The following is a 9,382-nucleotide window of genomic DNA, read 5'->3' as shown; positions in this document are numbered from 1 at the left end:
ACTGAAAATCCTCGTGTCGCTGGTTCGATTCCTGCTCGAGCCACCAAAAGCTTAGTGAATATTCACTAAGCTTTTTTTATTTTATAAATAATTTTGTTATAAAAAAGAAATCTATATATATTCTAAAAATTTTTAGAATATATATAGATTTCTTTTTAAATCCACAATAAGTAGATTTCTTAGAGAATAAATATAAAAGGGGAAGTTATTAAGGATATATGATTGGGGAAGTATTATATATCTATCTCTAAGTTTTTACTACTTATTAATTTGTGGATATTTTAATTATGGGCAAATAAACAAAATATATACATATATTGTAAAAAATATTTTTTCATGATTTTTAATTTATTAATTTAGGCTTTGTTTTAAAATAGTGTTGAAATTAGCATAACATAATAGGATGTCCATTTGGACATCCTATTTGAATCGCAATAGATTAATATTGTTCACTTTATTATATTATAGCATTAACTTAATTTACACATTTCATTTAAAGTATTTTTGTTATTTCTTTAATACACATTTTCCCCATCGTAGTCGTACAAAGACAAAGTCATTCTTACAAGTATATTTATCTCTAGCTTAATTGGTTTTGGAAGTATTTATTTATCCTATTTTAATGTCTTTAGCATCATTTGTAGTTATTTACTTTATTGTTGCAATAAACACATACAATAAAATCATTTCTAATTACTTATCAAATATAAAAGAGGCTATCACATGAACAATTTTCAATTGGTATGCGACATCCTCTTTCATTTATGCATTGTTTATATAGATACCTAGAATCACTCTAGATTATATATGACTGGTATTTAACATAATCCTCTTTACTACATTCTATACTAAATAAAGTTCCTTCATTAGTATATTCAGTTTCTAGAACAGTTGAACTATCAATTATATAAGATGTCATTTTACCATCTTTATAAGGAACCATAACCTTACATTTTATATAATCCATAAATATATTTTTACATATAGATTCCAATAATTCTTCTATACCTATATATTTTTTAGCTGAAACCAGCATCCCTTCTATATTGAATGTATCTAATTCCATTAAATCAACTTTATTATATACATAAATCACAGGAATATTATCCGCCCCTATTTGATTTAATGTTTCATTTGTTACATTTATATGATTTTCATAATTAGGATTAGATATATCAATCACATGAAGTAATAAGTCCGCATCACAAACTTCTTCTAGAGTAGACCTAAAAGCTTTTACTAAACTATGAGGTAAATCCCCAACAAATCCCACTGTATCTGATAATAAAAAAGATTTATTATTATCTAATTTTATATTTCTAACATAAGTTTCTAAAGTTGCAAATAGCATATTTTTTTCAAATACTTTTTTATCTTCATCATTTATAAACTTCTCTACTAAAGCATTCATAACAGATGACTTACCAGCATTTGTATATCCTACTAAAGCTACATTAGGAATATTAGATTTTTTCCTTTTACTTTTTTGTACTTCTCTTTGATTTTTTAATACTTCAAGCTCTTTATTTAAATTAGCAATTTTATCTTCTATTCTTCTACGGTCTAATTCTAATTTTGTTTCTCCTGCGCCTCTGTTTTTAGTCCCTACTCCACCACTTTGACGACCTAAATCTTCATTTGAACCAACTAATCTTGGTAATTCATATTGGAGCTTCGCAACCTCTACTTGTAATTTAGATTCTCTTGTTTTTGCTCTATTTGCAAAGATATCTAATATTAACGCAGTTCTATCTATGACATTACAATTTATTTCTTCTTCAATATTTTTAACTTGTGACGCTGATAATTCATTATTAAATATAACTATATCTGCATTGTTTTCTTCTACTAAATTTTTTAATTCATCTATCTTCCCACTACCCATATAAAAAGTAGAGTTAACTTTCTTTGAATTCTGCTTAATTTGACCAACAGTTTCTATTTTGCAAGCTAAGCATAAATTTTTTAATTCTTCCATAGATTCATCAAAATTATTTTTATTATTTATATTAATTCCTACAATTATTCCTTTTTTTATCATCTTCATAATCCCGTGATATTTAAATATTAACTTTAAATATCACGGGATTATGACTCTTTATTAAATTAAGATAATAGCCACAACCCGTGACTTATCCTCTTAATCTTATTGACGCTATTCCACCATTCATAATCATTTTAACACCTCCTAATTTAAATCTACTATTACTAATCTATCTTTTGTTTATATCTAAATAACTGTATCCAATCATTATAAGAAACTTCACTAATATTATTAAGATTTATACCTAGGTATTTAATTACTGCATGAATTTGATTTTTTGTAAATACATCTCTTAAGTTATTAATAGACTTAGATATAAAACTTGTATATTCATTCCATTCATCTTTAGATATATCATATTTATATTTTCTTTTAAAATATACTAAGACGCAATCTACACTAGGCATGGGATGGAAGTCTTCTCTATTAAAATAGTGCACTATCTTAATATCAAATTTAGTTTTTAAAAGTAATGATAATTTACTCTCTCTAGGTATTCCCATAAATCTTTTTGCGGAACCTTTCTCCATAACTAGCCACATATCAGTTGGTGAATTTAACTCTTCTAATAATAATTTCTTAATAATCTTTGTTGTTATATAAAAAGGAATATTAGAAAATACCTTATATTCTCTTTTTTTAGGTAATTTCCAATTTAAAAAATCTTTATTAATAAGAGTAACATTATTTTTACTTTTAAATTTATTTATTAAATTTCCATATAAACTTCTATCTAGTTCTATAGCTGTAACCCAATAACTTTTTTCACATAAAGCTTCTGTTATATGACCTTTTCCTGGTCCAATTTCAATAACAAAATCATTTTTGGATATATTTGTTTTTTTTATTAATTTATATATAGTATTTTTACTAGTAATAAAATTTTGCGATACACTAATATCAACTTTTCCTCTATAATTATTACTTTTAGCTTTCATTCATAATCTCCTTAATTCACTATTTTTACTCTTTAAATAGCACGGAGTTATGACATTATATTAAATTTGTTTAACGATAGCCACAACTCGTGCGCTATCTTCTTAATCTTATTGACGCTATTCCACCATTCATAATCATTTTATTTCCTCCTATTTTTCATATAATAAGCTTTAAATATTTGTTTATAATTTTTGCATCTTTATTAAGTAGTTATTTTCAAACGAAGATATTTTTAAATTTTTTCATTATTTATACTCTCTATGTTAACTATTAATATTAAATAGCGCAGAGCTATAACATTATAAAAAATCCCCTAGAATATAAGTCGATATTCCAGGGGATTTGTATATTAAGCATATGCTATCTAATTTATAATATACCCAGGAGTAATGTATATTTTTTTTAATTTATTAAGCATTATATATAAATTTTTCATAACTACAACTCCTTTCATATTTTAATGTATTTAATAATACCATAAACTATATTTACTGTAAAGCACTCCGATTCACTTCTAGCAAAATCACAATATACTTTATAGATAAAATAAAAAATAGGAGCTATGCTCCTATCCTTTTGCTTCGCAATATAATACAATTGTTCATCAATCATTATATTTATTGTACACTAAAAACAGTAAAATAAAAACAAATTTTACCTTTTATACATATATTGGTCTTCTTATCTTAAAGTCCTTTATTAAAGATATAGAATGTGTTGAGTTAGCATGAATAAAGAATTTCTTAGGCTTATTTCTTTCAATTTCTGTTTTAAATAATTGGGTCCATTTATACCAAAATAGGTAGTTTGTTAGGAACTTGGTTGAAACACCATTAAACTTTCTTATCCATCTTTTTAAGCTACTATGAAAAGCATTGACTCTTTGAATATTATAAATATCCACAGTTTTTCTCCCGCCCCTAATTTGATGTAATTCAAAATTATGTTGAGCCGCAAATGGGATATAACTCCTATGTTTATCAGTACATAAAATAGAATTTTCTTCAACAACCTCTGATAAAGCCCTATTTATATCAGTATAGTTAGGTCTGCCATCACATATTAAACCAGTATATATATTTCCTAATCTATCTACACCACATAATACACAGGCAAATTCCTTTGATATACCTCTTGTATTTATTTCTTTACCACGCTTTCTTGATTCCCTTGGCATAGTAAAATTAGAACTTTTGCTATGATTCCCTTTATAGCTAAGGGCAAAGTATGTCTCATCGAGTTCAATAACACCCTCAAGAGAGCCGTAGCCAATAAATTTTCTAATAGCGTCTATAATTTTATGTCTCCAAAAGAAAGCTGTTGCAATATTAATCTCAACAATTTCGGCACATTGCCTAATAGTGTTACCATTTATCATACATTGAGCATATAGTAGCCATTTATCTAATCCCTTTTTACTACTTGAAACTGGGGATTTAGAAAAATCATTGAAAGTTTTTTTGCACTCTGGATTTTGGCATTTATACCTTTGTTTAACGCCATTCTTGCCATGATATTTTCCATACTTAGATATTTTATCATGATTGCAAAAAGGACAGCACTTCCCCTTGTTAAATCTATTTTCAGCGATTTCTTCATCTATAGAGTTAGTTATTCCATTTGACATCAATACAGTCTTTAAAAAATCAAATACCTTCTCTTGCTCATATGTATTTAATTGTGAAACTTGCTGAATAACATTATTAACTCTTGGCATAAAAAACCTCCTAAATAGTAGTTATATTATATATTATAACCATATTTATAGAGGTTAATCAAATTTCAACAGTTTATTAAAACAAAGCCTTAATTTAATATAGCTATTTTTAATAAAAGAATAATTATTAATTAAATGTGAAAATTATTCATTAAAGATTTAAATGTTAATTGACATGAAATATTTACAGAGTTATCATATAATTACAAATAGCTAATATAAAATTTTATTAAGATAAAAACTACTAATATTTTTATTTAGTTTATATGAGATATTTATTTTCTAATGATGTATTTAATTTTATTAGTATGTAAATTTATTTAAGCCTGTTATTTTTAAAAAATCAATTTTAATATGAGATTGATTTTTTAAAAGTAAATTTAGGACTTATTATTCTAATGGTTTATTTAAGTTTATTAAGTAAAATCATATAGATCTGTTGTTTTTGGAGATTCAAAATTGATTTTGAGTAGCTTAAAGCGAATTTAGAATAATTAAGTAATCTTTTATTTAAACTAAGTTTATTATTAGGAGAACTTTTATTGAAATGATTTAATTTTAGCTTTTTAAAATGAAAATAATATTATGTTTGTTTAACCACAATATTCGACACCATATAAGATTTTTCGGATTTTATATGGTGTTTATTAATATTATATGAATTAATTATATTAAAATGTTTAATAAATTAGATTTTTATTTAATTTTAAAAATAAATATGTTATATTAGTTTCAATAATTATTTTATAAATAAAATAGGATTGAGAGGGATTTTTATGGGAAATTTAAATTTATTCTTAGATTATTTATGTGGAGAATTTAATAATGATGAGCAGGTAGATATGGAAATTAAGGAAGGTTTAAAACCACATCCTAAATCAAAACATGTAACTCATATTTGTAATGACAAAATAAAAAATCTTCCTGAAGATTTTAAAGGATTTTTTGTTATTGAAGAAAGTTATTATGAGCAAGGTAATTTTAAAAATATATTACCACACTTATTTTTATTTACAGAAGATGAGAATGGAAATGTAGTTTTAACTTCTTATGATTTACCAAAGGGAGTTTCTAAAGCTGATTTTAGAAATGATAATGAAAATTTAGTTATGGATTATAATGAATTAAAAGTTTCAGAAAAGTTTAATCCTATGACATATACTTTTAAAGATGGAGGCTTTGAAGGAGAAAGTGTAAGTCAATTTGGTCCTGAAACTATTTTTAAATTAAAAGAAAGAACTGAAGATGGAACTCTTTACGTAAGTGAGGTTATGGAAAAGAACGGTAAGGTAACATTTGGTTGTGTAGAACCAATTATCTATAAAAAAGTTAAATAGTTTTATTTTTAAATTATATCAAGATTAACCTTAATATTATGAATATAATTTTAAGTTTTATCTTGGTATAATTTTTTTTATTTAATTGTAAAATATTTACAATAAATATTAAATTAAAGAAAATAAGACTTAAATTTATTTAATTTGAATAAATGGGCTAAAATACGATTTTATTTTTTGTATGATAAAAGATATAATTATTATATGGTAAATATTTACATAATATAGTCGAATTAAATAAAATTGCTTTAAGAATAAATATATTATTTTTGAAAATTTAATTTAGGTAAATATTTTAAGGGGTAGGGGGAGTTTAAAATGGAAAACTTATTAGATAATTATTCTAATGAAGAAGTTTTAAAAGCACTTAGAATAGCTAGAGAATTAAAAAATAAAAGAGAAGAAGGATACTTACCAGAGTTTATTAGGGTTAGAGTATCTGATTCAACTGAAGAAGAATTTTCTTTAGTAAGTGAATACAATTCTTATATGAGGGAACTAAGAAGAAATTCAATTTTATTGAGTAAAGATGAAACAGAAAAGTGTGGTTTTAATAATAGATTAGCTATAGATGTTGAGTTAAAGGATTTAATAATTTTCTTAAATACTCAACCAAATATAAAAACTTTATATTCTTGTTCAGGACATCAATTTGTAAGAGGACAAATAACCTTTGAAGGACTTTTAAAATTTCCTCAAGTTGATGATTTTAAAGTTGAATATGCAGAAGAAAGAGATGAAACAAAGGTTAGTTTTGATGTTCCTGATAGAAGTTATGAATATCTAAATAAACTTAGGAAATTATATAATTATTTTTATTTAATAAATTATAAAAACTTAAAAAAATTAACAAGGGATGAGGTTAGTGCAATAAAAATTAAAGAGCATTGTTCAGCATAAAAAAACTCTCCCTTAATAAAATTTATTTATTAAGGGAGAGTTTTTAAGTTAATGAACTTCGTAAATATCAGAAAGTTCAAGTTCTATATTTTTATCATCTGTTATATAATCTACTAAATTATTACTTTCTTCAGTATGACTTAATTTTATATTTGGTAACCATACAATAAATTCAGAACCATGAATACCGTCACTTCTAAGTTCTACTTTACCATCATGAAGTTCTGCAATAGATTGAACAATACTAAGTCCTATACCACTTCCTTCATTTCTTCTTTTTAAAGATTTATCTGCTTGAACAAATCTATCAAAAATTGAGGATTGCATATCTTTAGGAATACCAATTCCATTATCTTTTACACTAATTTTTACCCAATCATCAGATACATTTAAATCAACAAATATTTCACCAGAATCTTGAGTAAACTTTATAGCATTTGAGAGTAAATTAAGTATTAATCTTTCAATCTTTACAGGGTCGCATTTTATTATGTTTTCTTCTACATTAGTATCAAATATTATACTTATATTTTTATTTTCAGAATGAGGTATAACCAAAGATACTATATTTTCAACTAAGGAAACAATATCCTTATTTTTAAATTCAGCTTTTAAAAAGCCTACTTCAATCTTACTAACATCTATAAGATTATTTATAAGTCTAAGCATTCTATAACAATTTATTTTCAATCCTTGTTTATATTTGCCATAGGCTTCGTAAAAATCTTCTGAAGTAGCTTCATGTTTTGCATTTAATAGTTGAATTGTAGAATAAATAATATTAAGTGGTGTTCTAAGTTCATGGGAAATGTTTGCAAAGAACTCATTTCTAACTTGTTCATAAGCTTTAGCTTTCTTAAATTTTATAGCTAAGTTTTCAAGCCTTTTTTTAGAAGTTAAGTTTTTTGCTACAATAACCTTTCCATAAGGAGTATCATTATTATCCTTTAAAGTTCTTATAGTACATTCTACATAAACAAAGGAATGTTTACCTACCAGTTTACATTTTATACTATCTTCATCATCTTCTAATTTTAATTGTGTTAAAACTTCATCATTTTTACCTAGAAGCTTTATTATAGGAAGTCCTAATAGTTCTTCATAGGTATAATTTAAAGTTTTTAAAACAGAGTCGTTTGCATAAGTAATCAGACCTTTGTTTCCAACACTTATTATTAAATCTTGAATATTATTATTTATACAACTTAAAAGCTGTTCATTTCTTTGAATATTTTTTGTAAGAGTATATTCTTCTGTTATATCTTTTAAGTTAACTGCAAAATAATTTTTCTTTTCTACATTTAAAATTTGTATATAGGCATTTACTATTTTTCCTGTTTTTAAAATTAGCTTACCTTCCCAATTACCTCTTTCAAAAAGTGATTTATTAGCATCTTTTTCACTTTGCTCTAGGAAAATTGAATTTTCAAATAGTTTTTCAACTTCTACTAATTGTTCTTTTAGTTTATCAGCTTTGCAATAAGTTTCTCTTATAGCTTTATTTGTATAGATGACATTTTTTTTGTTATCATATAAAATAATAGAGCTACTAGTATTATATTCAACTAAGTGATAAAATACTTGAAGTTCCTTTTGTAGTAAAGAACTTCTTTTATTTTCAGTAGTTATTTCATTAAACACACCACTTATAGCTAATAAAAATGAAAATATTGTCAATAGAAGCACTATGTTATTTGTTTCAAAAAGAGCTAAATTTGGCATAAGAACTTCACAAATCCAATAAAGTCCTCTAAGGGATATAAGAAGCATACTAGCTATTATGAATGAATATATTAATTCACACTCAGATAATGCTTTTTTTGACAGAGCAATACAAGCTACTATATAAAGGATTATTATTATAATCATTAAAATAGCATAAAAATGAACACTCTTAGGGAATACATTATCAAAAAATATTTTGTAGTTTATCATAGGAGTAAAAATAGAAAATAAGAAAACTGAAATAGATGTAACTATTTTATGTTTAATTATAAAAGGGAAAATTCCTTTTTTATTAAAGGCTACATAAAAGAGTAATACAAGCCTAAATATAGAATGTATAAAAAGAAACTTATCAAATATTATTAAATTGTGCCCTCTTGTTATTAAAAGCTCCACAGATAAATTCATATATATTAAAGAGATTATAAAAAAATCATCTTTTTTTGTACTTGAGTAATATATTAAAGAACTTATATAAGCCATAGTACCTAAAATTAAAGCTAGGTTTAAGGAAAAGGTAGGTACCGAGGCATCTGGTACAATGCCTATATTTTTTCTAATAAATACTTTATAAAATAAATCGAATATTAGTATAATAAATATAGAGAAAACTGAGTATGTAGTCAGTTTTATTATGTTTTGAGTTTCTAATTTATCTTTATCGTCATTAAATATGTGAAAGAATATTTGACTATCCATTTTTAGAGTCTCCTTCAAAAT

At 24.5% G+C, this 9,382-nt stretch carries 6 protein-coding genes; 2 read left to right on the top strand and 4 right to left on the bottom strand.

What is annotated here, in order from left to right; all coding sequences use genetic code 11:
• Nucleotides 1-796: 796 nt before the first annotated feature.
• From hflX to AC4FQV_RS10820, 3 genes are all read right to left on the bottom strand, one after another.
• Complete coding sequence (gene hflX, locus AC4FQV_RS10830) at nt 797-2,041, bottom strand: GTPase HflX (protein ID WP_162214182.1); 1,245 nt, start codon at nt 2,039-2,041, stop codon at nt 797-799.
• A gap of 167 nt (nt 2,042-2,208) precedes the next feature.
• On the bottom strand, nt 2,209-2,982 hold the full coding sequence (locus tag AC4FQV_RS10825) for a 23S rRNA (adenine(2058)-N(6))-methyltransferase Erm(Q) (protein WP_007286427.1): 774 nt from the start codon (nt 2,980-2,982) through the stop codon (nt 2,209-2,211).
• 662 nt (nt 2,983-3,644) lie between these two features.
• The gene (locus tag AC4FQV_RS10820; protein WP_055257692.1) at nt 3,645-4,700 is read right to left on the bottom strand and encodes an IS1595 family transposase; all 1,056 of its coding nucleotides are present in this window, start codon (nt 4,698-4,700) and stop codon (nt 3,645-3,647) included.
• Between the two features lie 776 nt (nt 4,701-5,476).
• Between AC4FQV_RS10820 and AC4FQV_RS10815 the strand changes: the two genes are divergently transcribed.
• Together AC4FQV_RS10815 and AC4FQV_RS10810 are read left to right on the top strand one after the other, a co-directional pair.
• Complete coding sequence (locus tag AC4FQV_RS10815) at nt 5,477-6,037, top strand: hypothetical protein (RefSeq protein WP_491165487.1); 561 nt, start codon at nt 5,477-5,479, stop codon at nt 6,035-6,037.
• 318 nt (nt 6,038-6,355) lie between these two features.
• Nucleotides 6,356-6,937, top strand: a complete 582-nt coding sequence (locus AC4FQV_RS10810) for a hypothetical protein (RefSeq protein ID WP_491165486.1) — start codon at nt 6,356-6,358, stop codon at nt 6,935-6,937.
• Between the two features lie 48 nt (nt 6,938-6,985).
• Here AC4FQV_RS10810 and AC4FQV_RS10805 read toward each other — a convergent pair whose 3' ends face one another.
• Nucleotides 6,986-9,361, bottom strand: coding sequence for a sensor histidine kinase (locus AC4FQV_RS10805; protein ID WP_491165485.1), 2,376 nt, complete (start codon nt 9,359-9,361; stop codon nt 6,986-6,988).
• Nucleotides 9,362-9,382: the final 21 nt, after the last annotated feature.

The sequence above is a fragment of the Clostridium sp. TJA038 genome (genome assembly GCF_058310255.1).
The sequence above is the reverse complement of the archived record's forward strand: the minus strand, read 5'-3'. Positions and strand labels throughout refer to the sequence as shown.

Coding starts and splice junctions, on each gene's coding strand:
- hflX (WP_162214182.1), bottom strand. CDS start 2,041: ATGATAAAAAAAGGAATAATTGTAGGAATTAATATAAATAATAAAAAT.
- AC4FQV_RS10825 (WP_007286427.1), bottom strand. CDS start 2,982: ATGAAAGCTAAAAGTAATAATTATAGAGGAAAAGTTGATATTAGTGTA.
- AC4FQV_RS10820 (WP_055257692.1), bottom strand. CDS start 4,700: ATGCCAAGAGTTAATAATGTTATTCAGCAAGTTTCACAATTAAATACA.
- AC4FQV_RS10815 (WP_491165487.1), top strand. CDS start 5,477: ATGGGAAATTTAAATTTATTCTTAGATTATTTATGTGGAGAATTTAAT.
- AC4FQV_RS10810 (WP_491165486.1), top strand. CDS start 6,356: ATGGAAAACTTATTAGATAATTATTCTAATGAAGAAGTTTTAAAAGCA.
- AC4FQV_RS10805 (WP_491165485.1), bottom strand. CDS start 9,361: ATGGATAGTCAAATATTCTTTCACATATTTAATGACGATAAAGATAAA.